Genomic DNA, 26,819 nt, shown 5'->3' with positions numbered 1-26,819 from the left:
TGTTATGCTTTGTTTATTAATGTGTCGGTTGCAACGGTGCGAGTGAGCTCAAACACCGCCGGCAGAAATACTTCCGTTACCAGCAGTAATCCACGATGGCGCTGATACAGGCAGCGCCTGGCAAAAAACAGCGCCTTGTCGCTGGTGCGCGTCCCTTCCCGGGCCAGCGCCGCCTGCGCCCGCTGCACCAGCGGGTGTCCGGCGCGCAAGCGGGCAAATTCCAGAGGGCCGCGCCGCACCATGCGGTCGCCGAACAGGGTTGTCCCCAGTGAGCGCTCGCCCAGCGCGGAAAACAGGGGCCAGTCCGTGGCCGTCGCCTGCATGGGCACGACGGTATGGCCAAACACGGCGGGCCTATTATCACACCGCAGCAGCACTTCGCGTTCCCACACCCGGCCAGGACGGTACAGGCCGATGCTGGCCGCCTCGTCGCTCAAACAGCGGGCAGTTTCCTGATGCAAACATTGCACGCGAAACGACTGGCTATGCGCTTTCAGCTTGGCCGTCAGCGAACCGCCGCCCGTCAGCCAGTGGCGCAAGGCCGGCGGCGCATTGACGGCGTTCACGTGCGCATGCCACTGCGCCTGCCGCAGCGAACCCGGCCTCACTGGGCCGCGTCCGTCGGGATGCCGCAAAAGGCCAGCACGGGCGCCACGTATTCGGCAAATTCGCTGATGCCATGGTCGCTGCCCTCGATGACCAGTTGCCGCGCGCCCTGATAATGCGCCACCATGTCGCGGTAGTCGAGTACTTCGTCGCCGGTGGCGGCGATCAGGAAGTAACGTTGCGGTTGAGTAATTTTCTCTACGGAAAAGGTAGCCAGCTCGTCTATATACTCGCGCTTGAACTCGAATGGCTTGTCAGAATGGAACTCGGTCGTCACGCCCACATGCTGTTCCAGGTCGATCAGGGGCACGATGGCGGGATTGAGCAAGACGGCACGGCAACCAAGCCGCTCGGCCAGCCAGGTGGCGTAATAGCCGCCCAGCGAAGAGCCAATGATCGTCAAGTCGGCTGGCGCCACCTCTTTCACCAATGACAGGGCCAGTTCGATGGCCAACTTGGGCGAGGCCGGCAATTGCGGGCACAACCACTGCGCCTCGCGGCCCAGCGCCCGCATCTGCGCGGCCAGCAGGCGCGACTTCATCGACAGGGGCGACGAGCGAAATCCATGCAGGTACAGAATCATCGGCCCAGCGCCTCCAGCAATTTCTGGTGCACGCCGCCAAAGCCACCATTGCTCATGACCACGATCTGGTCGCCGGGACGGGCACTGGCGGCCACGGCCGCCACCAAGGTATCGATGTCTTCATAGGCGCTGGCAATCTTGCCCAGCGGCGCCAGCGCGTCACCCAGGCTCCAGCCCAGCGCGGCATGGCTGCCGTAACCGAAGACCAGGTCGGCATCCTTGAGGCTGCCCGGCAGCGCATCTTTCATGGCGCCCAGCTTCATGGTGTTTGAACGCGGCTCCAGCACGGCCAGGATGCGGCCGCTGCTGCCAATTTTTTGGCGCAGACCGCCGACGGTGGTGGCAATGGCGGTCGGGTGGTGGGCGAAATCGTCGTACACGGTAATGTCGTTGACGACGCCGCGCACTTCCATGCGGCGCTTGACACTCTCGAACGTGGCCAGTGAAGCGCACGCCTGGGCAATCGGCACGCCCACGTGGCGCGCCGCGGCGATGGCGGCCAGCGCATTGCTGCGGTTGTGCTTGCCCGTGAGGGCCCATGCGACGTGGCCTTCCTGCTTGCCATTGAACAAGACGTCGAAACTGCCGTCGGCCTGCTCTTGCAGTTGCCAGTTGGCATCTTGGCCAAAGCTTTCCTTTTCGCTCCAGCAGCCGCGCGCCAGCACGCGCTGCAGCGAGGCTTCGTCGCCGTTGTACACGAGGCGGCCGATGCCGGGCACGGTGCGCACCAGGTGGTGGAATTGCGTCTCGATGGCATGCAGATCGGGGAAGATGTCAGCGTGATCATATTCGAGGTTATTCATGATGGCCGTCTTCGCGTGGTAATGCACGAATTTGCTGCGCTTGTCGAAGAAGGCCGTGTCGTATTCGTCCGCTTCAATGACGAAGAAGTCCGAATCGGCGCTTTTACCGTCAATTTTTCCGCTGAGGCGGGCAGAAATGCCGAAATTCATCGGCACGCCGCCGATCAGGAAGCCCGGCGCGTAGCCCGCGTCGTCGAGTATCCAGGCCAGCATGGCGGATGTTGTCGTCTTGCCATGCGTGCCGGCCACGGCCAGCACCCACTTGTTGCGTAATATATGTTCGCCTATCCACTGTGGACCGGACACATATGGCAGGCTGCGGTTGAGAATCTCTTCCACCAGCGGATTGCCGCGCGACACCACATTGCCAATCACATACAAATCCGGGTTGAGCTTGGTTTGTTCGGGATCAAATCCCTGGATCAGTTCGATTCCCTGCGATTCCAGCTGGGTGCTCATCGGAGGATAGACGTTGGCATCGCAACCGGTAACTTTATGGCCGGCTTCCTTGGCCAGCACGGCCAGGCCGCCCATGAAGGTACCGCAAATGCCGAGAATATGAATATGCATGTGGTCAGTGCGCAAGGTGCACGCTTAAGTAAGTCGGTGAGATAAAAAAGAGCAAGTGCAGGATTTTACCTGACGCCATGACTTTTTCCGCTTCGGAGTATCATCTCGGTCATGACGACTGATGCATTTGACGATAGCGCGCTCCTGCGCCTGGAAATCGCCGCCGCTGCCGCGCGCCTCGTGGCGCAGGACGGCGCCGACTATGGCAGCGCCAAGCGCAAGGCGGCGCGGCAGGTTCTCGGTGACACGCCGAACCGGCCCAACATACTGCCTGACAACGAGATGATCGAGGAACAGGTGCGGCAATACAATGCCCTGTTCCTGGCCGACAGCCAACCGGCGCGATTGTTCCAGCTGCGCATGATCGCGTTGCAGGTGATGGAAGCGTTGCAACAATTTCATCCGCTGCTCAGTGGTCCCGTGCTCAATGGCACGGCCGGCCCCCACGACGAGATCTATCTGCAGCTGTTTGCCGAGAGCGCCAAGGCAATCCACATCTTTCTGCTGAATAAAAATGTCGCGCTCGACATGTCGGAAAGCCCGCATTTCAAGGGAGCGCGTTATGATGCGGTCGAGACAGCCAGTTTCTTGTGGAAAAACGAAGGCGTGCACGCGGCCATGTATGAACTCGACGATATGCGCGGCGCGCTGAAAACCAAGGCCGACGGCAAGGTACTGCGCACCGATATCGCCGGGCTGCGCAGCCTGCTGGCCGCCAGCCTCGCCGATGGCGTGCCGGCTGCCGACTAACATTGATATAGATAAAGTTATGACAAAAAAGAATTGGATCGCCTGCGCCATCGTCGCGCTGATGTTTGGCGGCATGGGCGCCTATGTCGGTCTGAGCAAGGAAAAAGCGAAAGCAGCGGGACCGCTGACGACCACCATCGCGCCGGGCGCGACGGGACCCGTCAACGAACTGTATGCGCTGTCCCTGCCGGACGCGGCGGGCGCCACGCAAGCCTTGTCGCAATGGAAAGGCAAGAATTTACTGGTCAATTTCTGGGCGCCGTGGTGCCCGCCTTGCGTGGAAGAAATGCCGGAATTATCCGAAGTACAAGGCCACTATGCGGCGAAAAACCTGCAGGTCATCGGCATCGGCATCGATTCGGCCAGCAATATTGCCACCTTTGCCAGCAAGGTCAAGATCGCCTATCCTGTCTACGTGTCCGGCATGAGCGGCACGGACCTGTCGCGTCACTTTGGCAACGCCACGGGCGGTTTGCCCTTTACGGTGCTGATCGGCGCCGATGGCGAAGTGAAAAAGACCTATCTGGGCCGCTTGAAATTTGATCAGTTGCGCGCCGATCTGGATAAATTGTAAATTCGGAGCGTGCTTTTTTCTCTTGCCAATGCGTATCTTTGGCGGCAAAATGCGGAACTTTCGCTAAAACGGTCTTCCATACATGGCAAAAAACCTCCTTCTGCTCAACGGTCCCAACCTGAATTTGCTGGGAACGCGCGAGCCTGAGGTCTACGGCGCCAGCACCTTGGCCGATATCGAACAGGCAGCAATGGCGCAAGCCATGGCGGCCGGTGCCGACCTGGTCTGCTTTCAAAGCAACCACGAAGGCGCGCTGATCGACCGCATCCATGCCGCGCGAGCGGAAGGGATCGATGCCATCGTCATCAATCCGGGCGGCCTGACCCATACCAGCGTTGCCTTGCGCGATGCGCTGGCCGGGGTCGCCATCCCGTTCGTGGAAGTCCATATCTCGAATATTTATCAACGCGAAACGTTTCGACATCACTCATTTCTCAGCGCGATCGCGCAGGGGACGATCTGCGGGCTAGGTATCGATGGATATCGGTTTGCCATCGACTTTGCGCTTAAAAAACGTTAATCTACGCGATCTGCACGCATTTAGCGCGGCGATAGGTTCTGGACATCACCGCATCACTCATAAAACAAACTACATTCCTAGGGGTTTTACATGGATCTACGAAAACTCAAGACCTTGATCGACCTGGTCGCCGAATCGGATATCGCAGAGCTGGAAGTTACCGAAGGCGAAAGCAAGGTTCGCATCGTCAAATCGTCGGCCATGCCGCAAAACCAGATGGTCATGATGCAGCCGCAAGGCATGCAAGCCCAATACCAGCCAGCCGCGCCAGCCGCCGCGCCCGCTGCGGCACCTGCCGTCGTGGTCGCCGCCGAGCCAACGGGCTATGTGGTCAAGTCGCCGATGGTTGGCACCTTCTACCGTTCCTCCGCTCCTGGCAGCGCCGCCTATGTTGAAGTGGGCTCGACCGTCAAGGAAGGTGATACCCTGTGCATCATCGAAGCGATGAAGCTCCTGAATGAAATCGACTCGGACAAAGCCGGTGTCGTGACCCAGATCCTGGTCGAGAACGGCCAACCGGTCGAATTCGGTCAACCCTTGTTTGTGATCGGCTAAAACCCAGTCCACACGGCCGGCAACGGCCGTTTGCAGTTTTAGCCCCTCACACTTGTTGTTTCGCCGGCTCGCCGGCTCTCACAGACATACGCGAACCTACCATGTTTGAAAAAATCCTGATTGCCAACCGTGGTGAAATTGCCCTCCGTATTCAGCGCGCCTGCCGCGAAATGGGCATTAAAACGGTTGTAGTCCACTCCGAAGCCGACAAGGACGCGAAATACGTCAAGCTGGCCGACGAATCCGTTTGTATCGGGCCGGCACAGTCGACCCTGAGCTACCTGAACATGCCCGCCATTATCAGCGCCGCTGAAGTGACGGATGCACAAGCGATTCACCCAGGCTACGGTTTCCTGTCGGAAAATGCCGACTTCGCCGAACGCGTCGAGAAATCGGGCTTCGTCTTCATCGGCCCCCGCTCCGAGTCGATCCGTTTGATGGGCGACAAAGTGTCGGCCAAGCAAACCATGATCAAGGCTGGCGTACCGTGCGTGCCCGGCTCGGAAGGCGCCTTGCCGGACGATCCGAAAGCAATCGTGCAAATTGCCCGCAAGATCGGCTACCCGGTCATCATCAAGGCCGCCGGTGGCGGTGGCGGACGCGGCATGCGCGTCGTGCACACGGAAGCTGCCCTGATCAACGCCGTGGCGATGACCAAGACGGAAGCGGGCACCGCTTTCGGCAACCCTGAAGTGTATATGGAGAAGTACCTGGAAAATCCGCGCCACGTGGAAATCCAGATCCTCGCCGACGAACACAAGAACGCCGTCTGGCTGGGCGAGCGCGACTGCTCCATGCAGCGCCGCCACCAGAAAGTGATCGAAGAAGCACCAGCGCCGGGCATCCCGCGCAAGCTCATCGAGAAAATCGGCGACCGTTGCGCCGAAGCCTGCCGCAAGATCGGCTACCGCGGCGCCGGCACGTTTGAATTCCTGTACGAAAATGGCGAGTTCTATTTCATTGAAATGAACACCCGCGTGCAAGTAGAACATCCGGTCACCGAAATGATCACCGGTATTGATATCGTACAAGAACAGATCCGTATCGCCGCCGGCGAAAAACTGCGCTATCGCCAGCGCGACGTCATGCTGTCGGGCCACGCCGTCGAGTGCCGCATCAATGCGGAAGATCCGTTCAAGTTTACGCCATCGCCGGGCAAGATCGTGTCGTGGCATGCACCGGGCGGTCCTGGCATCCGCGTCGATTCGCACGCCTACGCCGGCTACTACGTGCCGCCGCACTACGACTCGATGATCGGCAAAGTGATCGCTTACGGCGCCACGCGCGAGCAAGCGATCCGCCGCATGCAGATCGCCCTGTCCGAAATGGTAGTCGAAGGCATCAACACGAATATCGCCCTGCACCGCGAGCTGATGATCGACGCGCGCTTCATCGAAGGCGGCACCAACATTCACTATCTGGAACAGAAACTGGCCGACATGCCGGACCTGGGCAAGAACCTGAATGGCGGCAGCCCCAGCATCGCCAAGAAATCCGAAATCAAGGCGGGCGCATGAGCTGGACGGAAATCGTCATCGAAATCGCCCGTGACAACGCCGAGGCCATGTCCGACGCGCTGATGGAAGCGGGCGCCCTGTCGGTGTCGGTGGAAGACGCCGATGAAGGCACGGAAGCCGAGCAGCCCTTGTTTGGCGAGCCGGGCATGGAACCGAAGGAAGCGGCATGGGAACGCAGCCGCGTGGTGGCGCTGACGGACGTCGACGCCGACCAGGCTGCCATCGTGGCCGCTGCCGCCCAGGCAGTTGGCATGGCGGAAGCGCCCGCGTTCACCGTGCGCCCCGTGGAAGAGCAGGACTGGGTGCGTCTGACCCAGTCGCAATTCGCACCGATTCACATCGGCAAGAACATCTGGGTCGTCCCCAGCTGGCACGAGGCACCGGACCCAAGCGGCCTGATCCTGGAACTGGACCCGGGCCTGGCCTTCGGCACGGGCAGCCATCCGACCACGCGTTTGTGCATGGAATGGCTGGAAGCCCATCCTGCCCCAGGCAAGACCGTGCTCGACTACGGTTGCGGTTCCGGCATCCTGGCCATGGTGGCCAAGAAACTCGGTGCGCAAACGGTGGCCGGCGTCGACATCGACCCGCAAGCGATCGAATCGGCGCGCGACAATGCCGAGCGCAACCAGTGCGAGATCGAATATTTCTTGCCAGACACGTTCGCCACCTCGGCACACGCCACGGCCAAGTTTGACATCGTCGTCGCCAATATCCTGTCGAGCCCATTGAAGCTGATGGCGCCGATGCTCTCGGGCCGTGTCGCCGACGGCGGTGCCCTGATCCTGTCCGGCGTGCTGGCACGCCAGGCAGAGGAAGTGGCCGCTGCTTATGCGCCATTCATCGAGCTGGGTGTATGGGCCGAGCAAGACGGCTGGGTGGCCCTGCATGGCCGCCTGGGTGCAACGCAAGCCCCTGCGCCCCGCGCGGAAGGTGCATAAGCACAGCAATGGCCCTCGCCACCAAATGCCCCCATTGCAACACGATATTTCGGGTCGCTGCTGACCAGTTGAAGTTACGTGGGGGCATCGTGCGCTGTGGCACGTGCAGGGAAGTGTTTGACGGCAATGCCGCGCTGGTCGATCCGGCTGCGGCATCGCCGTTTTTAACCTCCAGCGCCGGCGCCACCACCCCGTTGCCGACGAGTTTCCCCACCGACAACAGCCTGCCGTCCGTCACGGACGACGAACCCATCTATTCTCTCGACTTCGACACCTCGTTCGACCCGTTCGGCATCCTGCCGGAAACGGCGCAGCTCAAGGACGACGCAGACGATAGCGAACACATCGAACTGGACCTCGACGTCAGCCTGCCTGCCGAGGTACCGGCCGACGCGCCTGCCGACGCGCCGCTCGACCTGCCTGAAGAAACACCGGCAGAGCCGCCAGAAGCGCCGCTGCCCCAGCCGATGGCGCCCTTCAGGCGCCGTCAGGTCGATGAAGTGCCCGCCTTTGCCACGTATCTGCGCGACAGCCGCCGCGAACCGAGCCTGGAAGCGGGCGCGTCGCCCGTACTGGCGGCGCAGGAAAAGGTCAACCTGGACAAGCCCGTGCCGCCTGCGCCTGCCGCTGCCGGCGCCGCGCGCCGGGAACCGACACTGGCCGACCATTCCTTCACGCCGCTGCCCGCCGCCCCCGTTGCGCCGGCGCCAGCCGAAGAGCAGGAAGAAACCGTCCTGCCGCCGGCCGACGACGAGCCGGCCTTTGTCACCCAGGGCCGGCGCCGCGAACAGAGCGGCAAGGCCCTGCGCATGGCCATGGCCATCGGCTCGCTGGTGCTGCTGCTTTTGCTATTCCTGCAAGTAATGACCACCTTCCGCAATCCGCTGGCGGCGCAATTCCCCCAGTGGAAGCCGACTCTGGTCGCGCTGTGCAAACTCAGTGGCTGCCAGGTGGACTTGCCAGCGCAGATCGAGGCGCTGGCCATCGAGCAAGGCGAGTTGCAGACCTTGAAGGAACAAACTTTCTCCTACGTCTCGCTGCTGCGCAACCAGAGCCGCAGCGTGCAAGCCTGGCCCAGCATCGAACTGACTCTCAACGACGCGAACGACAAGCCGGTCTTGCGCCGCGTGATCGCGCCGCGCGACTACCTGCCGGCCAATATCGACGTAAGCCAGGGTTTTGCGCCGCGCTCGGAACAAACCATCAAACTGTACTTTGCATTAGACCAGCTCACGGCGTCTGGCTACCATATCGCCATCTTTTACCCTTAACAGACACTATCATGACGAAAACATCGCTGATCTGCGGCTCGCTTGCCACCGACACCATCATGCAATTCCCTGGCCGCTTCGGCGAATCCCTGCTGGCCGACCAGTTGCACAAGGTCAACGTCTCCTTCCTCGTGCCCACCATGCGCACGGAATTTGGCGGCTGCTCGGGCAACATCGCCTACAGCCTGAAAATGCTGGGCGGCGACCCGCGTATCGTCGGTGTCATGGGGCAAGATAGCGCCGCCTACCTGGAACGCCTGCAAAAGCTGGGCATTTCCACCGCCAACATCCTGATCAAGGCCGACAGCTACAACGCGCAGTGCTTCGTCACGGCCGATGCGGACAATAACCAGATCAACGCCTTCCACCCGGGAGCCATGTCGTACGCACATGAAAACCCGATCGCCAACGCGGGGCCGGCCAAGGTCGCCATCATTTCGCCGGACGGCGACCAGGGCATGCTCAAGCACGCCGCCGACCTGGCCGAACTGGGCATTCCCTTTATGTTTGATCCGGGTCAACAGTTGCCGCGTTTCAACGGCGAACAGTTGATCGATTTCATCAACAAAGCTACTTACGTGTCGGCCAATGACTATGAAATGGAAATGTTGATGGAACGCACGGGCTTGACCCTGCCGGACATCGCCAGCCGCCTGGAAGCACTGATCGTCACGCGCGGGGAAAAGGGTTCGGAAATCTATACGGACGGCAAGCGCATCGACATCCCTGTCGTGACCGCCAAGGAAGTGCTGGACCCGACCGGCTGCGGCGACGCCTACCGCGCTGGCTTGCTGTTCGGCATCACCAACGACCTGGGCTGGGAAACCAGCGGGCGCCTGGCCAGCCTGCTGGGCGCCATCAAGATCGCCACTCAGGGCGCGCAAAACCACGTGTTCACGCCCGAGAGCATCGCCGACCAGTTCGAAGCGGCGTTCGGTTACCGCTATTAATATGTAGGTCGTAGGTCGGATTGGCGCGGCAAAGCCGTGCGCAATCCGACATTACCACTTGGCATCATCGCAGCACAATAATCATTCCCACCAGCACTTGCGCGATCTGCAGCAGGATCAGCGCTACCAGCAGCGACAGGTCCAGGCTGCCCACCAGCGGCACCACCTTGCGGATCGGACGCAGCAGCGGCTCGTTCAGGGCCCGTACGAACGGCGCCAGCGGCGCATGCGGGTTGACCCAGCTGAAGATGGCTTCGATGATCAGCAAGGCCATGAAACCGTAGAGTATCCATTGCAGGAAGCGTTGCAGCGACTTGAGCAGCACCACTCCGACAGGATAGCCGGAAATAAACAGGACCGAACTGGCCAGCAAGACGATCAAAAAGGCGCCGATCAGGCTGGCCCAGTCATACCCGCCCACTCCAGGCACCACGCGCCGCAGGGGACGTACCAGCCAGTCGGACAATTGAAAGGTGAATTGCGCCACGGACGAAGGTGGCCGCACGCGCACTGCCTGCATCCAGAAGCGCAGCAGCAGGACGCCGCCCAACAACGTGGCAATGGTATCAACGATCAATGTAAGAATAACGATCAGCACGACAAATTCTCCAAAAAAAAACCGCTGTGTGATTGAGTCACACAGCGGCGTGTTGCCTCATCCAGGCATCCGTCTCGTTGGGATTACGATGGGCGGGTGCTGGTTGGGAATGGCCAGGCTGCAGCCGGTGCCAACACGGTTTTTGCTACAGGTGCGATAGGTGCCGATGGCTTGGCAACAGCTGCCTTCTTCGGTGCGGCCTTTTTAGGCGCGGCCTTCTTGGCTGCTGGCTTGGCGGCCACGACGGCTGGTGCCGCTGGAGCTGCTGCCGGCGCTGCGGCGACAGGAGCCGGTGCGGCCACTGCTGGTGCTGCAGCTGGCTTGGCGGCTGGCTTCGCTGCAACTTTTGCTGCTGGCTTGGCTACCGGTTTCGCGGCAACCTTGGCGGCAGGTTTCGCTGCTGCTTTGGCTGCTGGCTTGGCTGCAACTTTGGTTGCTGGCTTGGCCGCAGCTTTTGCTGCTGGCTTGGCCGCAACTTTAGCTGCTGGCTTCGCAGCTACCTTTGCTGCTGGCTTGGAGGCAACTTTTGCTGCCGGTTTCGCTGCTGCCTTGGCTGCTGGCTTCGCTGCAACTTTTGCTGCCGGCTTGGCGGCGGCCTTTGCGGCTGGCTTGGCTACGGTTTTTGCCGCCGGCTTGGCGACTGCCTTGGCGACGACTTTTTTCGCCGCTGGCTTGGCCGCAACTTTTGCTGCTGGCTTAGCAGCTGCCTTGGCGACCGGTTTCGCCGCGGCTTTTTTCACTGCTGGCTTCGCTGCTGCCTTGGCCACTGGCTTGGCTGCAGTTTTTGCTGCTGGCTTGGCGACTGCCTTGGCGACGGCTTTTTTCGCTGCTGGCTTGGCCGCAACTTTTGCTGCTGGCTTCGCGGCTGCCTTGGCGACCGGTTTCGCTGCGGCTTTTTTCACCGCTGGCTTGGCTGCAGCTTTTGCTGCTGGCTTCGCTGCGGCTTTCGCGGCCGGCTTGGCGACGGCTTTTTTCGCTACCGGCTTGGCTGCGGCCTTGGCGACAGGCTTCGCTGCAACTTTCGCTGCTGGCTTGGCTGCCGGTTTTGCGGCGGCTTTCGCTACCGGCTTGGCAGCCACTTTTGCTGCAGGCTTGGCTACGGCTTTAGCGGCTGGTTTTGCTGCTGGTTTTGCTGCTGGTTTTGCTGCTGGTTTCGCTGCGGCTTTGGCAGCTGGTTTAGCGGCAACCGTCTTCGCTGCGGCTGCCGGTTTCTTCGCGGCAGGAGCAGCCTTGGCGGCTGGTTTCTTTACTTCTGATTTCTTAGCGGCTGTTGCCATTTGTCTCTCCTTCATCTGAGATGAGAAATTTAAGCTACAAGATTTAAACCCGTCCGACCCACCACAGGGATAGGCCAGGCGAATTATTCATCGGCACAAACGGTCGTTTGCGCTAATGAATTCGGCACCAGCTGAACTGCTGCAACTCCTCACGTTTGCAGCACTTCAGCCATCGTCGGTGCCACCCTGCTTTATCTCGCAGCTGGTGGCAAAGTCTGAATTCGGTCATTCGCTTTCGATGCCGTGCGTTTTTTCGCTCCTCGCATCGCGCTCGCCACAACACCCATGCGTCAAATAAAAAACCGCCATGCCTGAAAAAATTCGGGCACGGCGGCAGACGAAAACGGTGTGGTTTTGTGCATATCCGTGTAAATCTGTATCCCTGTTTTGCGAGGTTTTTTTGTTACCGCGCTGGTTAAAAAACCCCGCATTCTAACTCTCGCATTTGCAATCTCATAAAGTACACGAAAACCTTGTCAATGCGCAACCGGCACGACACGTTTTCACGGGCTTTTTTGCACGATACGCGCGCTATCGCACAATCGCATGCCAAATGCCGCCGTCAGGGTACCCGGAAACGCTATTTTCCACCTTGGACGCGACTGCGCGCGAGCACCGAAAAAGCTGGCGCCGGCCTGCCCATTCCAGTGCAGTCGCAGGTACTTTTTCGGACGCTCCGCCGGTACTTTTCAGCGCCTTCCGGCGGCGGTATTTTTCGCGTCCAGATAAAAAAAAGCGCCGTCAACGTGACGGCGCTTTTGGCTTTTGAAAGCGAAGGCTTATTCCCAGTTCAACGCACCGCCGGTCTGGTACTCGGTCACGCGCGTCTCGAAGAAATTGCGCTCCTTCTTCATGTCGATCATCTCGCTCATCCACGGGAACGGGTTTTCTTCCTGGGCGAACAGCGGCTCGATGCCGATCTGCTGCGCGCGGCGGTTGGCGATGAAGCGCAAATAGCCCTTGAACATCGGCGCGTTCAGACCCAGCACGCCGCGCGGCATGGTGTCTTCCGCGTACGCGTATTCCAGTTCCACAGCCTTCATGAACAGGTCCTTGATCTCTTCGCGGAAGGCGGCCGTCCACAGCTGCGGGTTTTCCATCTTGATCGTGTTGATCAAGTCGATGCCGAAGTTGCAGTGCATCGATTCGTCGCGCAGGATGTACTGGTACTGCTCGGCAGCGCCCATCATCTTGTTCTGGCGGCCCAGCGCCAGGATCTGCGTGAAGCCGACGTAGAAGAACAACCCTTCCATCAGGCAGGCGAACACGATCAGGGATTTGAGCAGCTTCTGGTCGTTTTCCACCGTGCCGGTGACGAAGGCCGGGTCGGTCAGGGTGTTGATGAACGGGATCAGGAATTCATCCTTGTCGCGGATCGACTTGACTTCGTTGTAGGCGTTGAAGATCTCGCCTTCGTCCAGGCCCAGCGATTCGACGATGTACTGGTAGGCGTGCGTGTGGATCGCTTCCTCGAACGCCTGGCGCAGCAGGTACTGGCGGCACTCGGGCGCCGTGATGTGGCGGTAGGTGCCCAGCACGATGTTGTTGGCGGCCAGCGAGTCGGCCGTCACGAAGAAGCCCAGGTTGCGCTTGACCAGGCGGCGCTCGTCGTCCGTCAGGCCGTTCGGGTTCTTCCACAGCTCGATATCGCGCTGCATGTTCACTTCCTGCGGCATCCAGTGGTTGGCGCAGCCGGCCAGGTATTTGTCCCATGCCCACTTGTACTTGAACGGCACCAGCTGGTTGACGTCCGTCTTGCCGTTGATGATGCGCTTGTCGTCGGCATTCACGCGGCGCGCCACTTGCTCGGCGTTCGCTTCGGACGGCTCGGCGCCGGCCGGCAGGTTCAAATCGGTATTTCCCAGTGGCGCTTGCTGCGCCGGACGCGGCACAGCTGCCGACGTGGTTTCATCATCCCAAGACAACGACATATTCTTCTTCCTTTCCATGCCGGCTCACCGGCGTCTGCAACAGGCCCGTTGAATCGGACAATACAGACATTGACAACATTGAATCAGCCCAGAAGTTCTGGGCTGACAACGAAAAATTTACTGGCAGGCTTCGCACTCTTCGAAACCGTCGTCACCCGGACGCAGGTAGCAGGCTTCGCCATCGGCGTCGTCCGCTGCCGCTGCTGCCACCGGCGCCACGGCCACAGCTGCTGCCGCCACGACGGCTGCCTGGGCGCTCTGTGCGCTGGCCGACATGCCGCCGTCGACTGCCACGGCGTTCAGCGCGCCCGTCTTGGAGGTCGATTTCTCCATGTGGGTGGCGGCGATGGTGCGCAGGTAGTAGGTGGTTTTCAGGCCACGCAGCCATGCCAGCTTGTAAGTCTCGTCGAGCTTCTTGCCCGAAGCGCCAGCCATGTAGATGTTCAGCGACTGGGCCTGGTCGATCCACTTCTGGCGACGCGAAGCCGCTTCCACCAGCCAGCTTGGCGACACTTCAAAGGCGGTGGCGTAGATATCGCGCAAGTCTTGCGGGATGCGGTCGATCTTCACCAGGGAGCCGTCGAAATACTTCAGGTCGGAAATCATGACTTCATCCCACAGGTCGCGCGCCTTCAGGTCGCGCACCAGGTAGCCGTTGATCTCGGTGAATTCGCCCGACAGGTTCGATTTCACGTACAGGTTCTGGAACGTCGGCTCGATACAGGCCGACACGCCGATGATGTTCGAAATCGTCGCCGTCGGGGCAATCGCCACGCAGTTCGAGTTGCGCATGCCGAACTTGGCGATGCGCTCGCGCACCGGGGTCCAGTCCATGGCCGACGAGGAATCGACTTCCAGGTAGCCGCCGCGCTCTTCGGCCAGCAATTTGACCGAATCTTGCGGCAGAATGCCGCGGTCCCACAGCGAACCGGCATACGACTCATAGCGGCCGCGCTCTTCGGCCAGTTCCGTCGATGCCAGGTAGGCGTAGTAGCACACCGCTTCCATCGAGGTGTCGGCGAAGCTGACGGCTGCGTCCGAGGCGAACGGTACGCGCATCATGTGCAGGCAGTCCTGGAAGCCCATGATGCCCATGCCGACCGGACGGTGGCGCATGTTCGAATTGCGTGCCTTGTCGACGGCGTAGTAGTTGATGTCGATGACGTTGTCGAGCATGCGCATGGCGGTGCGGACGGTCTTGGCCAGCTTGACGTGATCGAGCTTGCCTTCCTTCATGTGCGCCGGCATGTTGACGGAACCGAGGTTGCAGACGGCGATTTCGTCGCTGCTGGTGTTCAGCGTGATTTCCGTGCACAGGTTCGAGCTGTGGACGACGCCAACGTGCGACTGCGGGCTGCGGATGTTGCACGGATCCTTGAACGTGATCCATGGGTGGCCCGTTTCAAACAGCATCGACAGCATCTTGCGCCACAGGTCCAGCGCCGCGATCTTCTTGAAGACGCGGATTTCACCGGCGGCGGCCTTGGCTTCGTAGCCCAGGTAAGCCTGTTCAAACGCCTTGCCGACCTTGTCGTGCAGGTCTGGCGTGTCCGACGGCGAGAACAGGGTCCACTCGCCTTTTTCCATGACGCGCTTCATGAACATGTCGGGAATCCAGTTCGCCGTGTTCATGTCGTGCGTGCGGCGGCGGTCGTCGCCCGTGTTCTTGCGCAGGTCGAGGAATTCCTCGATGTCCATGTGCCAGGTTTCCAGGTAGGCGCAGACGGCGCCCTTGCGCTTGCCGCCCTGGTTGACTGCCACGGCCGTGTCGTTGACCACTTTCAGGAACGGCACCACGCCTTGCGACTTGCCGTTGGTGCCCTTGATGTGGGCGCCCAGGGCGCGCACTGGCGTCCAGTCGTTGCCCAGGCCGCCGGCAAACTTGGCCAGCAGCGCGTTGTCCTTGATGGCGTCGTAGATGCCTTCCAGATCGTCGGAAACGGTGCTCAGGTAGCACGACGACAGCTGCGAGCGCAAGGTGCCCGAGTTGAACAGGGTCGGGGTCGAGCTCATGAAGTCGAACGAAGACAGCAGGCTGTAGAACTCAATGGCGCGCGCTTCGCGGTCCGCCTCGTTCAGCGCCAGGCCCATGGCCACGCGCATGTAGAACGCTTGCGGCATTTCGATGCGCACGTCCTGAATGTGCAGGAAATAGCGGTCGTACAGGGTTTGCAGGCCAATGTAGCCGAATTGCAAGTCGCGGTCGGCGACGATGGCTTTCGCCAGGCGCTCCAGGTCGAAACTGGCGAGTACCGGGTTCAGCAGCTCGGCGGCGATGCCCTTGGCGATATATTGCGGGAAATACGTCAGGTATTCGGCGGCAGCGGCCGCTTGCGGCACTTCCTTGCCGAACACTTCCTTGCGCACCGTGTGCAGCAGGATGCGGGCCGTGACCTGGCTGTAGGCAGGGTCTTTTTCCATCAGCGCGCGCGCCGCCAGGATGGCCGACTTGTGCAGCTCTTCAACGGGCACGCCGTCGTACAGGTTCTTCACCGTTTCCGCCAGGATGGCGTCGGCATCGACGTGCTTTTCCAGGCCGGCGCAGGCGGCGTTGATCAGGTCGCGCACTTCCTGCATGTCCAGCAGGCGGCGCACGCCGTTGTCGGTGACATTCAATTGCGGTGCAGAAACTTGCGCGGATGCGCCCAGCGCTTCCTTCTGCAAGCGACGCTCTTCCATGTGCTTGGCGCGGTACAGCACGTAGGCACGCGCCACATCGTGCTCGCCCGAACGCATCAGCGACAGTTCCACCTGGTCTTGCACATCTTCGATGTGGAAGGTGCCGCCGCCCGGCTGGCGACGCACCAGCGCTGCGACCACGCCAGCGGTCAACTGTTCCACCAGTTCGCGGATACGGGCCGAAGCGGCGCCCTGGCCGCCGTTCACGGCCAGAAACGCCTTGGTCATGGCGATGGCGATCTTCGAAGGCTCAAATGCCACCACCGCACCGTTGCGGCGGATGATGCGATAGTCGCCCAAGGCCGCGCCCGTGCTAGCCACGCTATTGGCCGCGCTGGGCGCTGGCGATGCTGGCGTTGGATGGATGGAAATATCTTGAGGTGATTGCATTGAAGCTCCCGTTGTCAGCTAAATTCAGCCTGCAGTTTTGCTGCCGCGTATGTTGTTGAATAGAACGCCCGATGGTCAGGGTTTCTTCAGGTTTTTTTGTTGCTAAATAGTAAATAATTCACAGTCAGAATTCATATGCCCAAGCTGTACTGCCCGGCTGGCGCGAAACACGATCAAGGGTGATGAACCGCCAGTTCCAGTGCTTTATCAGCAATCCGGGTAGCTTTGACAATAATTATGAAAACGTCTGTGATGGCACTACATATAGTCATTAAATCCAAATTCTGCACTAATTGTAGTACCCATCGAAAGGCGATGCAATAGTTTTCCGGCATCGCCTCTGGTAAATTTTTGTGCTTTCTTCTACGATTTCGGTTGACTTTTCAGCGTACCGGCGGGAAGCCCAATACCCGCGAAGTAAGCGCTAACGCAGGCTGCTCGCCCTGCGCTTCCAGCCAACATTCCTGATAGTAATTCCAGTCAAAGAATGGCCCCGGATCCGTCTTCCTGCCCGGCGCGATATGTTCGTGTCCACGCACTTGCCCCAACCCATAGCGCACTGCCAGCGCCGCAGTCAATGCCGCCAGGACATGATATTGCCGTGGCTGAAAAGGGACGAAATCCGAGCCTTCCATTTCGATACCGATGGAATATCCATTGCACTGCGGGCGCCCCTCGAACGTGGACGTGCCGGCATGCCAGGCGCGCTGGTCAGCCGAAACATATTGCAGCAACGCACCATTGCGCCGCACAAAAAAGTGCGCCGACACCTGCAAACCACACAGGTCGGCGAAAGAAGGATCGGCATTATAATCTACCCGGCCCGTAAACAAGTCCGACACATGCGGTCCGCCAAATTGTCCGCCGGGCAAACTGATGTTATGAATCACCAGCAAGTCGATTTGCGCGCCGTCCGGACGCGCATCCCAGTACGGCGAATCGTAGCGCACAGCGCCATCGCACCAGCCGTCTTCATCTATTTTCCATGCCATCATCAAGCCAGGGCTCCTGTATCGTCAACTTTTGCATCCGGTAGCGCAACTGGCGCACGCTGAGCCCCAGTTGCCGCGCCGCCCGCGCACGGTGATAGCGCTCGCGCTCCAGCGCCTGCATGATCATTTCACGCTCGGCCTGGCGCAAATACAAGGCCAGCGGCAAGAGCGGCGCCGCTTCGCGCGACGCCATGCCCGGCAGGGACAGTTGCCGCTCGACGCCCGGCAAGCCTGTCTTCAGGGACGTGATCGAGGCCGTCGCCGCGCTTGGCAAGCCCATACCATCAAGTGCGATCACGCCGTCGTCGGCAAAGGCCAGCGCCCGTTCCAGCAGGTTCTCCAGCTCGCGCACATTGCCCGGGAACGCGTAGCGGCGCAAGGCGTCCAGCACCGGCGGTGCCAGGCGCACGCTTTGCCGTGGCGCCAGGCGCGCCAGAATTGCCTCACATAATACAGGCAGATCGCCGAGCCGTTCACGCAGCGGCGGCAAGACCAGTTCGATCACGTTGAGCCGGTAATACAGGTCCTGACGGAAGGTGCGCGCCGCCACGCCACGCGCCAGACCATGCTGGCTGGCGCACAGGATGCGCACGTCAAAGGCCTCATCAGCGCTGCCACCAAGCTTGCGCACGCGGTGCTCCTGCAGCGCGCGCAACAGCTTGACCTGCATGGCCAGCGGGAGATCGTCGACTTCGTCGAGCAGCAGGCTGCCGCCGTTGGCTGCCTGGAACAGACCATCCCGCTCATGCCGCGCGCCCGTATATGCCCCCTGGCGACAGCCGAAGAACTCTGCCTCCATCAGCGCCTCGGGGATGGCAGCGCAATTGACGGCAATGAACGGGAAACGGGCACGCTCCCCCTGCGCATGGATGGCGCGCGCCGCCAGTTCCTTGCCGCTGCCCGATTCGCCGCGGATAGCCACCGGCGCGCCGCAACGGGCGATGCGGCCGATCTGCGCGCGCAAGGCCTGCATGGCGGCCGAGTCGCCAATCAGCTGCGGCGCAGGCGGCACGCCCTTGGCCGCCGACGTGCGCGCGGCCGACATGATATGCGAATTGGGCATATTCCAGGCTCCCTGCGATGGCGATATCGGATCGCTGCATGAGATGGTACGCCTGGCGCGCGGCGGGGGACGTTACGATACGGCTGAGCAATGCGAACGCGGCGGCATGGCCGGCGCACCGCCCGCATTGCATTACAGCGTGGCGTGCGCGTGGCTGCAGTAATCGTGGCCCTTGGCCTGCACGTTTTCGGAGGCAGGGTAATACACGCCGCAGTGGGCGCAGCACAGCATCAGCTCGGCATCGGGCAACTCCCGCGTCCGGCCCGGCGGCGTAAATGGCTGCGAAGGCTGTTGCTGCTGTGCACGGGCGCGCTGCTGCATGCCGCGGATCTTGCTGCGGATCGCAAACAGCACCAGAAACACCAGCGCCAGCCAGAACAAAACACGTGTCATGCGAATCCTCGGTGTAAAACCACTTCAAGTACAAAACGACTGCCGACATAGGCCAGCAGCAAGGTGGCGAAACCGGCCAGGGTGAAGCTCAGGGCCGTCTTGCCGCGCCAGCCACGGAAACGCCTGCCGGCTAGCAGGGAGGCAAACAGCAGCCACGAGAGCATGGTAAACACCGACTTGTGATCCCAGTTCAGGGCCTTGCCAAACAGTTGCTCGGAAAATACGATTCCCGACAGCACGGTCAGGCTGAGCAAGATGAAACCCAGTCCGATCATGCGGAACAGCAACTTTTCCATCGTCAGCAATGCTGGCAGCTGATCAAGCGCGCTGCCGATGAAACCACGACTTTCGCTGCGCGTGTGCAAACGCGACTCCTGCAGCGCCATGAGCACGGCGTGGAAGGCGGCGATCGTCAAGGTGCTGTAGGCAAGCACGGCGACGGCAATATGCCAGCCGAAGACGGCCGACTTGCCTTCCATGCTGACCTGGCTGCCGGGGAAGGCCCACGCCAGGCAGATGGCGATGACGGCGCTGGGCATGACCATGCGGCGCAAGCCATCGAGGCTGAAATTACGGTTCTCTATCCAGTACGCCCCCACCGACACCCACAGCGCAGCCGACAGCATGGCGGAAAAACCAAAGCGCAAGGTACCCGGCGCCATCAGGTCGAACCACAGGGTCACGGCGTGAGCCAGCCAGGCGACACCGGTCAGGCCGGCAATGATCCTGGCACGGGAAGAGGGAAGCACGGCGCACGCTGCATACAGGAGAGCGGCAAGGAGAAAGAAATAGGTCTGCATAGTTTAAGTTTACACCATAGCCGGCAAGCGCGATTCAAGCGGCAGTATAGGTTGCGGGCAATACGCCGCCTACCGGTACCGCAAGCCTGCCATGATATCGCGCCTGAGACGTGAAGGGGTGGCGCGCTCTCAAGATTTCAACAATCTTTCGCACCGCCTGTATATATTAGTGTGTCGCAAAAAAAGATGGCCCGCCTAAGCGGGCCATCAGACCATATGGCAGGTGAGCTTTACTTGACGTTCAGGCTCTTCTTCGCCTGCTCCAGCAAATCCGTCTTGACCCAGTCCTTGGCTACGGGCGGTTTCGCCATGCGGCCCACGCCCGTTTTCACCATCACATCGGTGGTCACCTGGATATGCTCGGGCGTGATGTCATACGAATATGGCGAATTGCTGATCGCATCGTCGAAATCGTCCTTCGTGATCTGGCCACGGAACACCACTTCGCGCACATATTTTTCCGCCGTTGCCTTGCTGTCAATAAATGTTTTCGTCGCTTCGACGAAGCAGCGCATGAATTTTTCCGCCACGGGACGGCGTTCCTTGTAAAACTTTTCCGTCATCACCATGGTCCGCACGGGCTCGCCGATCGGCGTGTCGTACGGTTTGATGACTTCGGTGCCGAAGCCCTTGTTGATGGCCTGCGACGATTGCGGCTCCGACTGCATCATCGCGTCGATATTCTTGCCCATCAGCGCCTGGTTCAAGTCGGCGTAGGCGAGGAACACCAGTTGCACATCCTTGCCCTTGGTTTCGGAGAACGTCAGGCCTGCCTGCGCCAGTTCGGCCAGCAGCAGCACTTCCTGGATGCCGCCACGCGTCACGCCCACGCGCTTGCCCTTCAAGTCCTTAACGCTGGCAATCTTTTGCCCGGCGCCCGCCACCAGGCGCGCGCCGCCCTTGGCAAAGCCGGCCACCACATAGATCGGCGCGCCGCCGGCGCGGCCGGAAATGGCCGCTTCGGACGCCGTCGCGCCCACGTCCAGCTCGCCCGCGATAATCGCCTGCATGACATCCAGGCCCTTGGCGAAGATATGCTCTTCGACCTTGATGCCGCACTTGGGCGCGATTTCCTTGATGTACGACACGGCGCCGTAATGGGCGAACTTCAAGTTACCCAGGCGCACGACTTCCTGTGCCTGTGCCTGCACGGCGCCCATGCCGAACGCCAGCATGAGGGCGGCGGCGATACCGGTCTTCAAGGTTGATTTTTTCTGCATCTGGTTCTCCTGTGGTGGTGGGTATGTGCCTGCAAGGGCATAAAACACGAAACACTGCTTTTTATTATGAGGAGATAGTACCGTGTGTTGAGTCAGGAGCAATCTTTTTTATGGAAAGCCTGTCTTGGCGCTGTTGCGGCAGCGCCAAGACAGGCGAATACGGGAGCAGCAAGCCCGGCTGCGTGAAGCGCTACTGTCCCGCCAGCGCCACCACCGGATCGAGTCCCGACGCCTTGCGCGCCGGCATGAACCCAAACACCAGCCCCGTCACCACGGCGCAGGCAAATGCCCCGGCGATGGCGCTGAGCGAAAAGATCACCGGCACGTCCCAGACCAGCAGCAAGCCTGCCACCGTCACGCCGACCACGATGCCAGCCACGCCGCCCACCACCGACACCAGCACGGCTTCCGTGAGGAACTGGCGCAGGATGTCGCGCCGGCGCGCGCCCGTCGCCATGCGGATGCCGATTTCGCGCGTGCGCTCGCGCACCGTCATCAGCATCACGTTCATGACGCCGATGCCGCCCACCACCAGCGAGACGGCGGCGATCAAGCTGAGCATCATGGTCATGTTGTCCTGCGTCTTGGCTTCGGCGGCGATCGACGCGGCCGCGTTACTGATGCCATAGTCGCGGATGCGGTGGCGCTCGAACATGGTGGCGTCGACCGCCGCCTCCACTTCGGTCACGCGCTTGACGTCGTCCACCGCCATCACCGTGTACGTCGGCTCGCGCTGGCCGAAGACGCGGATGCCGGCCGTGGAAAACGGCAGCAGCAGCACGTCGTCTTCATCCTTCTCGCCCGTCAGCGCGCCCTTCGCGCTCATCACGCCGATCACTTGGAACGGCACGTTGCCGATCAGGATGCTCTGCCCCACGGGATTGGGCACGTCGGGCATCAGCTTTTCGGCCAGGTGCGCGCCCAGCACGGCCACGGTGGCCATTTCGCGCTCGTCTTCCTCGGTAAAGAAACCTCCCTTGGCCACGGGCCAGGTCTGAATCTGCGGCAGGGCCGGCCCCGTGCCGCGCACATAGGTCTGCACGTCGAGGTTACCGTGGCGTATCACCTTGTTGCCCGTGACATTCGGCAGCACGTGGGAAATGCCCGGCACGTCCTTGAGCGCATCGAGGTCGGCCAGGGTGATGCTGCGCCCGGGGATGCGCGAGCTTTCGCCGCGCGATGCCATGTACAGCAAGTTCGAGCCGAAGGCACCTAATTGGGCCATCACCTGCTGGCGCGTGCCCAGGCCGATGGCCAGCATGACGATCACGGAAGCGACGCCGATGACGATGCCCAGCAGGGTCAGGCCCGTGCGGAAACGGTTGATCCACAGCACGCGCCAGGCGGCGCGCGCCGCGTCGAGCAATTCCGTGCCCAGCGACGCGCCGGTATCGTGGGCGGCGCGCGACATGTCCAGCGGCGGCAGGGCCGTCGACGTGGCGGGAATGGCGACGGCGCCCGTGTCGGCGATGATTTCGCCGTCGCTGATCTCGATCACCCGGCGCGCCTGGGCCGCCACCTTGCGGTCATGCGTGATGAGGATGATGGTGTGGCCAGCGTCGGCCAGTTCGCCCAAGAGGGCCATGACTTCGGCGCCGCTGCTGCTATCTAACGCCCCCGTCGGTTCGTCGGCGAGGATGATGCGCCCGCCATTCATCAGGGCGCGCGCGATCGACACGCGCTGCTGCTGCCCGCCGGACAACTGGTTCGGCCGGTGGTCGAGCCGCTCGCCCAGGCCCAGGCGCTTGAGCAGCGCTTCGGAACGGGCGTGGCGGGCCGCAGCCGGCATGCCCGCATACAGGGCCGGCACTTCCACGTTTTCGCGCGCCGATTCGGTGGCGATCAGGTGGTAGCCCTGGAAGACGAAGCCGAACGCCTCGCGCCGCAGCCACGCCAGTTCATCGGGGTTCAGGCTGGCCACGTCCTGGCCGGCGAAGCGGTAGCTGCCGTCGCTGGGGCGGTCCAGGCACCCAAGCAAATGCATCAGGGTCGATTTGCCGGAACCGGACGCACCGACGATGGCGACGAATTCGCCGGCGCCGATAGCCAGGCTCACGCCGCGCAGCACTTCCACGGCCGGTGCGCCATCGTGGCCGCCGTAGCGCTTGCGGATGCCTGCAAGCTCGATCAGGGGCGCCGGCTGGCCACCTTCTCCCGCTTGTCCCAGAGAAGCGGCCTCGCTCATCGCGCTCACAGCTGGAACCTGCTGCTGCCGCTGCCGGCCGGCTGCTCGCCCGTGACCAGCAATTCGCCTTCGCGCAAGCCCTGCAGCACTTCCGCGCTGAGGCGGTTGCGTACGCCCACGGTGACGGTGCGCGTATCAACCTTGCCGTCCGCATCCATCACGCGGGCCGTGAACTGCCCCGGCTTGGCGCCTTCTTCCGTCGATGCTTTCAGGGCCGGCAAGGGCACGGCCAGCACATTGTTCGCCGCTGCCGTGACAAACACCACCTGCGCCGTCATCTGCGGCATCAATTCGCCATCGGCGTTATCCACGTCAAACAGCACCGTATATAAAATCACCTTGCTGGTCGACGGCGCCAGGGCCGTACCAGCGCTGGTGCCCCCCGGCACCGGCGGCGCGGGCAGCACTTGCCGCACCTTGCCGCTCCAGCGCCGCTGGTCGCCGCCCAGGGTGGTGAAGTACACGGGCATGTCCGGGCGCACGCGGCGCACGTCCGCTTCCGACACTTCCGTCCATACCGTCATGGCCGACAGGTCGGCGATGCGCAGGATGTTCGGCGTCTGGTACGTGGCGTTCAGGGTTTGCCCCTCTTTCGCGTCCAGGCCCACCACCTTGCCGGCCATCGGCGCGTAGATGCGCGTATAGCCGAGGCGCGCCTCGTCCGCCTTCAGGCTGGCCTGGGTCTGGTCTATCTGCGCCTTCAGGTGGTCGATCTTGGCGGCGGCCGAGGCCAGGGTGGCTTCGGCCGTCTCCAGGTCGGCCAAGGGCGTCGAATCGAACTTGGCCATCTGCTTCTGGCGGCCATGCTGCTGGCCCGCCAGGCGGTGCTGCGCCTGCTGGTCGGCCAGCTGCGCGCGCAAGCCCGCCAGCGCGGCGCGGCCCGCGTCGACCGTGGCTTGCTGCACGCTGGGGTCGATCTCGGCCAGCAGCTGGCCTTTTTCCACGGCGCTGCCGGGCTGCACGTGCAGGCGCGTGATCTGGCCCGACACCTGCGCACCCACGTCGACATAGGTTTGCGGCTGCAGGGTGCCGATGGCCGTGACGCTGGCCTCGATATTGCCGCGCTTGACGGGGGCCGTATCGAACACGGTCGTCGGGCCGCGCGTGGCCCACAGGGCACCGGCGCCGAACAGCGCCAGCAAGACCACGCCGCCGAGGATGCGGGCGCGGCGGGTAGGCAGGCGGGCCGCCATCAGGAAGCCGCCTTGCGGTTGCTGCTACAGTAAAACGGTGTCGCCAAACGTGAAAAATACATCGGTCTATCCTTGAAAATAGCGGTGGACATCACCGCAGGAACGTCACAAGACCTGCCAGCGCGGCGACGGCTGCCAACAGGGAACTACGCAACAGCAAGCGGGGGGCATACGGCAGCAGCAGGGCCACCAGCAGCGCCCCGGCACCGATGAATCCCAGCCAGGCGACGACGCCGACGGTGGCGCTCCAGCCGGCCACGCAAGGCCAGATGGCCAGCGCCAGCAGGACGGCGCCCGCCAGCTGCAGCGCGCGCCGCACGTTCGGCGCCGCGTCCCTGCCCCAGACCTGGCCATGGTGGCGGTCCATCGCCAGGGAGAGGCTGGCCATGCCCGCATACGACAGGCCCAGCGCGCACAGGATGGTGCTAATCATGACTGTCCTTCCGTATTGACTCGCAGGCTGGCCGACGGTGCTTCCTTGGCTACCGCCTTCTTGAGCGGTTTTTCCTTGCGCTTGTGGACTTTCCACGCGCCCCAGCCGGCCAGCAGGCCGAAGGCCATGCTGACCAGTTCCACGCCCGCGCTTTCCCAGTCGCCACGCGCGATTTGCGCCGCCAGGTTGTCGCCCGTGCTCAGGACATTGAGCACGGGCAGCAGCAGGCATAGGGCGGCCAGCAAGCCCAGTTGCTCGATCCAGGCGCGTTTTTCGCCGCGCAGGCAGGCGTGCACTAGCATCAAAAACCACACGCCAAAGAAGGCGCGCACTTCCCAGCCGGCGCGGTGCTCGAGGCCGACGGGGATCAAACGGTTCGCCCACAGGAAACCCGCGCAGGCGATGGACAGGCCGGCAATCGCCGCCACGTTCAGGCATTCGATGGCCCGGTAGACGCGCTGCGTGTAGGCGCCGAACTCGCCGCCCGACTTCTGGCGGCGCTTGACCATGAACATGATCGCGCCCGTGCCCATCATGGCCGTGCCGGCCAGGCCGCAGAAGAAGTACAGCCAGCGCATGGGCGTGCCGCCAAAGCCGACCATGTGCAGATTTGACATGACGGAGCGCGTCAGGCCCGCGCCGCCCGTGTCGGACGCGCCGGGCAGGCGCAAGGCGGTCTGCTCGCCCGTGGCCAACGCATAACAGGCCCTGCCCGTGTTGGCGCTGAGGCGCTCCATCGTGTCCGTCTCTTCATTCCAACCGTACATGCACACGCGCATGGAGGCGTCGTTCGGATTGTCCAGCACCACGGCGCGGATTTCCTGGCCGATGGACTGCTCGGCGCGCAGCGCGAACGCTTCCAGCGCGGGAATGGCCAGCGGCTGGCCCGTCTTCACGGGTTTGCCCGCATCGTTCCAGTCGCTCAAAAAGGCCTTCTTGGGATTGTCCATGCCGTATTGCGCCGCCACGGGGGCCGGCACATAGTCATCGCTGAAGAATGCCAGGCCCGTGTAGGCGATCATGAACTGGAACGGCAAGGTCAGCACGGCCACCGCGTTGTGCGCGTCCAGCCACGAACGCTGGCCCTTGGCGGGGCGGAAGGTGAAGAAATCCTTGAAGATGCGCTTGTGCGTGATGACGCCGCTCACCAGCGCCACCAGCATGATCATGGTGGTGATGCCGACGATCCACACGCCGATACGGCCCGCGTGCAGCTCGTAGTGGAAATCGACGAAATGGTGGCCGCCGATGGTTTCCCGTTCCGTTGCCTCGCGCGCATGTTCGATGACGGCGCCCGTCAGCGGATCGAGCTCCGCCGAGCCATAGCCGCCGCTGGGCTGGAACCAGTAGGCGGACAGGCCGTGGCCGGGGCGCTGCACGGGCCAGATTTCCCACATGTCCGCCTTCGGGTGTTCCTTCGCCATGAAGTCGAGCGCCAGCTCCAGGCGGTGGCCACGGTCCGTGACCTTCGGCAGCGGCGGATCGTTCGCATGCGCCGCCTCTTCCAGCGCGTGTTCGGGCGTCATCCAGTGGCCGATCGGGTCGTCGAAGACGGCCAGGGTGCCGGTCAGGAAGATGGCGAACAGCAGCCAGGAAATCCACAGGCCGCTCCACGTATGCAGCCAGGCCATGGCCTGGCGCAGGCCGCCCTGCTGCGGCGTTTTCACCACTTTGTCTACCTTGACGGCGTTCATGCGGCACCCCGCGACAGCAGCAGGCCGATGCCACCGCAGGCGATGGCCGGCAGCAGCATGCCGAGCCAGGCGCGGCGCAGGTCTTGCACGGCAAAGACCCAGATCACGGCGCAGGTGTAGACGACAAAGGCGCTCAGGGTCGCCGTCAGCACGGCTTCGGGGCGCGACAGCGGCAGCACGGCAGCCAGCAGCACGGCCACGCCGGACGTCAGGGCATAGCCGCCAAAGACGGCGGCAAGCACGCGCGAAAACAACATCATGTTGGCCGACTTCATCATCGCGACACTCCCCGTGGCATACGCTGGCCCGCGCTGCCGCGGGCCAGATTCAA

25 protein-coding genes are annotated in these 26,819 nt (G+C 62.1%); 8 read left to right on the top strand and 17 right to left on the bottom strand.

From position 1 onward, the window contains the following. Nucleotides 1-2 precede the first annotated feature (2 nt). Genes BXA07_RS05630 through mpl form a run of 3 tightly spaced genes read right to left on the bottom strand, consistent with a single transcriptional unit; the run spans nt 3 to nt 2,562 of the window. Complete coding sequence (locus BXA07_RS05630) at nt 3-608, bottom strand: chorismate--pyruvate lyase family protein (protein WP_076566366.1); 606 nt, start codon at nt 606-608, stop codon at nt 3-5. After that, a complete protein-coding gene (locus BXA07_RS05625; protein WP_076566364.1) occupies nt 605-1,189 on the bottom strand; it encodes a YqiA/YcfP family alpha/beta fold hydrolase in 585 nt (194 codons plus the stop codon). Before BXA07_RS05625 ends, BXA07_RS05630 begins: the two co-directional genes overlap by 4 nt. After that, entirely contained in the window at nt 1,186-2,562 is a 1,377-nt protein-coding gene (gene mpl, locus BXA07_RS05620; protein WP_076566362.1) for a UDP-N-acetylmuramate:L-alanyl-gamma-D-glutamyl-meso-diaminopimelate ligase, read from the bottom strand. The genes BXA07_RS05625 and mpl overlap by 4 nt, the downstream gene beginning before the upstream one ends. A gap of 111 nt (nt 2,563-2,673) precedes the next feature. On the opposite strand from mpl, the gene BXA07_RS05615 reads away from it, so the two are divergent. From BXA07_RS05615 to BXA07_RS05580, 8 genes are all read left to right on the top strand, one after another. Further along, a complete protein-coding gene (locus BXA07_RS05615; protein WP_076566360.1) occupies nt 2,674-3,312 on the top strand; it encodes a hypothetical protein in 639 nt (212 codons plus the stop codon). 19 nt (nt 3,313-3,331) lie between these two features. Continuing rightward, nucleotides 3,332-3,886: a TlpA family protein disulfide reductase gene (locus tag BXA07_RS05610; protein ID WP_076566358.1), complete on the top strand. Its 555-nt coding sequence runs from the start codon at nt 3,332-3,334 to the stop codon at nt 3,884-3,886. Between the two features lie 82 nt (nt 3,887-3,968). Beyond that, nucleotides 3,969-4,406 carry a type II 3-dehydroquinate dehydratase gene (aroQ, locus tag BXA07_RS05605; protein WP_034746628.1) on the top strand — a complete coding sequence of 146 codons (438 nt, stop codon included), beginning with the start codon at nt 3,969-3,971 and terminating at the stop codon, nt 4,404-4,406. 90 nt (nt 4,407-4,496) lie between these two features. Continuing rightward, on the top strand, nt 4,497-4,961 hold the full coding sequence (gene accB / locus BXA07_RS05600) for an acetyl-CoA carboxylase biotin carboxyl carrier protein (protein WP_070222155.1): 465 nt from the start codon (nt 4,497-4,499) through the stop codon (nt 4,959-4,961). Between the two features lie 101 nt (nt 4,962-5,062). Beyond that, the gene (gene accC, locus BXA07_RS05595) at nt 5,063-6,478 is read left to right on the top strand and encodes an acetyl-CoA carboxylase biotin carboxylase subunit (protein WP_076566356.1); all 1,416 of its coding nucleotides are present in this window, start codon (nt 5,063-5,065) and stop codon (nt 6,476-6,478) included. Next, nucleotides 6,475-7,419 carry a 50S ribosomal protein L11 methyltransferase gene (gene prmA, locus BXA07_RS05590; protein WP_076566354.1) on the top strand — a complete coding sequence of 315 codons (945 nt, stop codon included), beginning with the start codon at nt 6,475-6,477 and terminating at the stop codon, nt 7,417-7,419. Before accC ends, prmA begins: the two co-directional genes overlap by 4 nt. A gap of 8 nt (nt 7,420-7,427) precedes the next feature. Continuing rightward, nucleotides 7,428-8,690 (top strand): DUF3426 domain-containing protein, encoded by a 1,263-nt coding sequence (locus BXA07_RS05585; RefSeq protein ID WP_076566352.1) that lies wholly within the window; start codon nt 7,428-7,430, stop codon nt 8,688-8,690. An 11-nt stretch (nt 8,691-8,701) separates the two neighbouring features. Next, nucleotides 8,702-9,640, top strand: a complete 939-nt coding sequence (locus BXA07_RS05580; protein ID WP_076566350.1) for a carbohydrate kinase family protein — start codon at nt 8,702-8,704, stop codon at nt 9,638-9,640. Between the two features lie 64 nt (nt 9,641-9,704). Here BXA07_RS05580 and BXA07_RS05575 read toward each other — a convergent pair whose 3' ends face one another. From BXA07_RS05575 to BXA07_RS05510, 14 genes are all read right to left on the bottom strand, one after another. After that, a complete protein-coding gene (locus BXA07_RS05575; RefSeq protein WP_244556193.1) occupies nt 9,705-10,238 on the bottom strand; it encodes a YggT family protein in 534 nt (177 codons plus the stop codon). An 83-nt stretch (nt 10,239-10,321) separates the two neighbouring features. Further along, nucleotides 10,322-11,515 carry a transcriptional regulator gene (locus BXA07_RS05570; RefSeq protein ID WP_076566346.1) on the bottom strand — a complete coding sequence of 398 codons (1,194 nt, stop codon included), beginning with the start codon at nt 11,513-11,515 and terminating at the stop codon, nt 10,322-10,324. A 779-nt stretch (nt 11,516-12,294) separates the two neighbouring features. Beyond that, nucleotides 12,295-13,446, bottom strand: a complete 1,152-nt coding sequence (locus BXA07_RS05565) for a ribonucleotide-diphosphate reductase subunit beta (protein WP_070218582.1) — start codon at nt 13,444-13,446, stop codon at nt 12,295-12,297. A 117-nt stretch (nt 13,447-13,563) separates the two neighbouring features. Continuing rightward, nucleotides 13,564-16,515 (bottom strand): ribonucleoside-diphosphate reductase subunit alpha, encoded by a 2,952-nt coding sequence (locus BXA07_RS05560; protein ID WP_076566344.1) that lies wholly within the window; start codon nt 16,513-16,515, stop codon nt 13,564-13,566. A gap of 383 nt (nt 16,516-16,898) precedes the next feature. Next, the gene (gene ampD / locus BXA07_RS05555; protein WP_076566342.1) at nt 16,899-17,510 is read right to left on the bottom strand and encodes a 1,6-anhydro-N-acetylmuramyl-L-alanine amidase AmpD; all 612 of its coding nucleotides are present in this window, start codon (nt 17,508-17,510) and stop codon (nt 16,899-16,901) included. Beyond that, the gene (locus tag BXA07_RS05550) at nt 17,488-18,570 is read right to left on the bottom strand and encodes a sigma-54 interaction domain-containing protein (RefSeq protein ID WP_076566340.1); all 1,083 of its coding nucleotides are present in this window, start codon (nt 18,568-18,570) and stop codon (nt 17,488-17,490) included. The genes ampD and BXA07_RS05550 overlap by 23 nt, the downstream gene beginning before the upstream one ends. Before the next feature lie 132 nt (nt 18,571-18,702). Then, nucleotides 18,703-18,963, bottom strand: a complete 261-nt coding sequence (locus BXA07_RS05545; RefSeq protein WP_076566338.1) for a PP0621 family protein — start codon at nt 18,961-18,963, stop codon at nt 18,703-18,705. Further along, nucleotides 18,960-19,763, bottom strand: a complete 804-nt coding sequence (ccsA, locus tag BXA07_RS05540) for a cytochrome C assembly family protein (RefSeq protein WP_076566337.1) — start codon at nt 19,761-19,763, stop codon at nt 18,960-18,962. Before ccsA ends, BXA07_RS05545 begins: the two co-directional genes overlap by 4 nt. Before the next feature lie 230 nt (nt 19,764-19,993). Continuing rightward, entirely contained in the window at nt 19,994-20,938 is a 945-nt protein-coding gene (locus BXA07_RS05535) for an ABC transporter substrate-binding protein (RefSeq protein ID WP_139335450.1), read from the bottom strand. Between the two features lie 235 nt (nt 20,939-21,173). Next, nucleotides 21,174-23,168: a MacB family efflux pump subunit gene (locus tag BXA07_RS05530; protein WP_076566335.1), complete on the bottom strand. Its 1,995-nt coding sequence runs from the start codon at nt 23,166-23,168 to the stop codon at nt 21,174-21,176. 5 nt (nt 23,169-23,173) lie between these two features. Next, the gene (locus BXA07_RS05525; protein ID WP_076566333.1) at nt 23,174-24,361 is read right to left on the bottom strand and encodes an efflux RND transporter periplasmic adaptor subunit; all 1,188 of its coding nucleotides are present in this window, start codon (nt 24,359-24,361) and stop codon (nt 23,174-23,176) included. Between the two features lie 91 nt (nt 24,362-24,452). Next, complete coding sequence (locus BXA07_RS05520) at nt 24,453-24,794, bottom strand: DUF3325 domain-containing protein (protein WP_076566331.1); 342 nt, start codon at nt 24,792-24,794, stop codon at nt 24,453-24,455. Then, a complete protein-coding gene (locus BXA07_RS05515) occupies nt 24,791-26,488 on the bottom strand; it encodes a PepSY-associated TM helix domain-containing protein (RefSeq protein WP_076566329.1) in 1,698 nt (565 codons plus the stop codon). Before BXA07_RS05515 ends, BXA07_RS05520 begins: the two co-directional genes overlap by 4 nt. Then, nucleotides 26,485-26,766: a hypothetical protein gene (locus BXA07_RS05510; RefSeq protein ID WP_083708046.1), complete on the bottom strand. Its 282-nt coding sequence runs from the start codon at nt 26,764-26,766 to the stop codon at nt 26,485-26,487. The genes BXA07_RS05515 and BXA07_RS05510 overlap by 4 nt, the downstream gene beginning before the upstream one ends. Between the last annotated feature and the right edge of the window lie 53 nt (nt 26,767-26,819).

The sequence above is a fragment of the Janthinobacterium sp. TND4EL3 genome (assembly GCF_900156175.1).
Classification (GTDB): Bacteria; Pseudomonadota; Gammaproteobacteria; order Burkholderiales; family Burkholderiaceae_D; genus Janthinobacterium.
The sequence above is the reverse complement of the archived record's forward strand: the minus strand, read 5'-3'. Positions and strand labels throughout refer to the sequence as shown.

What these genes read in the sequence shown, in the direction of transcription:
- mpl (WP_076566362.1), bottom strand. Translation starts at nt 2,562, where the DNA reads ATGCATATTCATATTCTCGGCATTTGCGGTACCTTCATGGGCGGCCTG.
- BXA07_RS05585 (WP_076566352.1), top strand. Translation starts at nt 7,428, where the DNA reads ATGGCCCTCGCCACCAAATGCCCCCATTGCAACACGATATTTCGGGTC.
- BXA07_RS05610 (WP_076566358.1), top strand. Translation starts at nt 3,332, where the DNA reads ATGACAAAAAAGAATTGGATCGCCTGCGCCATCGTCGCGCTGATGTTT.
- ccsA (WP_076566337.1), bottom strand. Translation starts at nt 19,763, where the DNA reads ATGCAGACCTATTTCTTTCTCCTTGCCGCTCTCCTGTATGCAGCGTGC.
- BXA07_RS05560 (WP_076566344.1), bottom strand. Translation starts at nt 16,515, where the DNA reads ATGCAATCACCTCAAGATATTTCCATCCATCCAACGCCAGCATCGCCA.
- BXA07_RS05580 (WP_076566350.1), top strand. Translation starts at nt 8,702, where the DNA reads ATGACGAAAACATCGCTGATCTGCGGCTCGCTTGCCACCGACACCATC.
- accB (WP_070222155.1), top strand. Translation starts at nt 4,497, where the DNA reads ATGGATCTACGAAAACTCAAGACCTTGATCGACCTGGTCGCCGAATCG.
- BXA07_RS05550 (WP_076566340.1), bottom strand. Translation starts at nt 18,570, where the DNA reads ATGCCCAATTCGCATATCATGTCGGCCGCGCGCACGTCGGCGGCCAAG.
- BXA07_RS05615 (WP_076566360.1), top strand. Translation starts at nt 2,674, where the DNA reads ATGACGACTGATGCATTTGACGATAGCGCGCTCCTGCGCCTGGAAATC.
- BXA07_RS05525 (WP_076566333.1), bottom strand. Translation starts at nt 24,361, where the DNA reads ATGGCGGCCCGCCTGCCTACCCGCCGCGCCCGCATCCTCGGCGGCGTG.
- aroQ (WP_034746628.1), top strand. Translation starts at nt 3,969, where the DNA reads ATGGCAAAAAACCTCCTTCTGCTCAACGGTCCCAACCTGAATTTGCTG.
- accC (WP_076566356.1), top strand. Translation starts at nt 5,063, where the DNA reads ATGTTTGAAAAAATCCTGATTGCCAACCGTGGTGAAATTGCCCTCCGT.
- BXA07_RS05625 (WP_076566364.1), bottom strand. Translation starts at nt 1,189, where the DNA reads ATGATTCTGTACCTGCATGGATTTCGCTCGTCGCCCCTGTCGATGAAG.
- prmA (WP_076566354.1), top strand. Translation starts at nt 6,475, where the DNA reads ATGAGCTGGACGGAAATCGTCATCGAAATCGCCCGTGACAACGCCGAG.
- BXA07_RS05570 (WP_076566346.1), bottom strand. Translation starts at nt 11,515, where the DNA reads ATGGCAACAGCCGCTAAGAAATCAGAAGTAAAGAAACCAGCCGCCAAG.
- BXA07_RS05545 (WP_076566338.1), bottom strand. Translation starts at nt 18,963, where the DNA reads ATGACACGTGTTTTGTTCTGGCTGGCGCTGGTGTTTCTGGTGCTGTTT.
- BXA07_RS05565 (WP_070218582.1), bottom strand. Translation starts at nt 13,446, where the DNA reads ATGTCGTTGTCTTGGGATGATGAAACCACGTCGGCAGCTGTGCCGCGT.
- BXA07_RS05520 (WP_076566331.1), bottom strand. Translation starts at nt 24,794, where the DNA reads ATGATTAGCACCATCCTGTGCGCGCTGGGCCTGTCGTATGCGGGCATG.
- BXA07_RS05510 (WP_083708046.1), bottom strand. Translation starts at nt 26,766, where the DNA reads ATGATGAAGTCGGCCAACATGATGTTGTTTTCGCGCGTGCTTGCCGCC.
- BXA07_RS05535 (WP_139335450.1), bottom strand. Translation starts at nt 20,938, where the DNA reads ATGCTGGCGTTCGGCATGGGCGCCGTGCAGGCACAGGCACAGGAAGTC.
- ampD (WP_076566342.1), bottom strand. Translation starts at nt 17,510, where the DNA reads ATGATGGCATGGAAAATAGATGAAGACGGCTGGTGCGATGGCGCTGTG.
- BXA07_RS05515 (WP_076566329.1), bottom strand. Translation starts at nt 26,488, where the DNA reads ATGAACGCCGTCAAGGTAGACAAAGTGGTGAAAACGCCGCAGCAGGGC.
- BXA07_RS05530 (WP_076566335.1), bottom strand. Translation starts at nt 23,168, where the DNA reads ATGAGCGAGGCCGCTTCTCTGGGACAAGCGGGAGAAGGTGGCCAGCCG.